The organism is Stenotrophomonas sp. P5_B8 (assembly GCF_054049855.1).
This window is the reverse complement of record NZ_JBFULO010000717.1, coordinates 1-1,136: the sequence shown is the minus strand read 5'-3', so window position 1 is coordinate 1,136 and position 1,136 is coordinate 1. Positions and strand designations below refer to the sequence as shown.

Genomic DNA, 1,136 nt, shown 5'->3' with positions numbered 1-1,136 from the left:
TACTGGGCAGGCTCCAGTAACTTGCGCGAATGGCTGAGGTGACGCGGTCCTTAAATTGAATCGGCGAAACAATGGCCCCAAAGCGAAGCCCGGTTCCCAGCCCCTTAGAAAGGCTGGTGATGTAGAAAGTCCTCTCAGGGGCTAGGCAGGCCAACGGCGCTGGCGCCCCCTCTGCCAAAAAAGAGTAGGAGGCATCTTCAATGATCAGAAGGTCGTGGCGGCGGGCGATATCAACAAGCCGTCGCCGATGCAACTCGCTCATTACCCAACTCAAGGGATTGTGCATCGTAGGCATTGTGTACACGGCTCGGATACGGTTTCGATCACACAGAGCGTCCAAAGCGTCGAGGTCCGGGCCAGTGGCCGCACAAGCAACGGGCATCAACTCGATCCCATGGCTCCTCGCCAGCATCTTAAAACCGGGATAAGTCAGCGCGTCAACGGCCACACGGTCGTGGATCCCAAGCACCGCCCTCGCGACGACGTCCAAGCCCTGCTGAGCACCACCAACCAAGAAGGTCCGGCCAACCGCGCATTTGACTCCACGCTGGTCGGACAAGAACTCGCCCATGATCTGCCGCTCCCGTCCGCGTCCACCGGGCGGCTGCTGATGCAGGAGTGACCTTGCCTCCGCGGAAGCTGCCAACTCGCGCAACATGCATCTCACCATCGCCTCCTGCCCTGGCCACGTGGGGTGATTGAATGACAGGTCGATCGCAATAGAACTTGACCTCGCTTCGTTCTCCGGGTCCCAGGCCACTTCTCTTCGGCGTGCACGGACAAACATCCCCCTGCCTATTTCGCCTATAACGTGTCCGGACGCTTGTAATTGGGCATAGACCTTGGTGGCGGACGCCACTGCTATGCCGAATTGGGCGGCCAACTTTCGGTGCGTCGGAAGCTGCACCCCGGGCGCCAAGTCGCCACTGTCAATTCGGTTAACAAGCGCTTCCGTCACTGATGAGATGGAACGGGATCTCATGCGGCGTCCTTAGGACAATAAATTGATTGTCCTAAATTACACCTACAAACTCCCAACCTAAAGACCTCAGCTGGCCGGCTAGCTAAAGCTACAGCAACGTGGGCGAGCGTGGGCAGGCCGTAAAAAATTCGTCTAACCCAGACAAGGCTAAAGG

General features: G+C 58.1%; 1 protein-coding gene. It reads right to left on the bottom strand.

The genetic code is table 11. The annotated features are described in order from the left end of the window. On the bottom strand, positions 1-982 hold a 982-nt coding region (locus ACXJKH_RS20955; RefSeq protein ID WP_457322264.1), incomplete at its 3' end, for an aminotransferase-like domain-containing protein. Positions 983-1,136 lie beyond the last annotated feature (154 nt).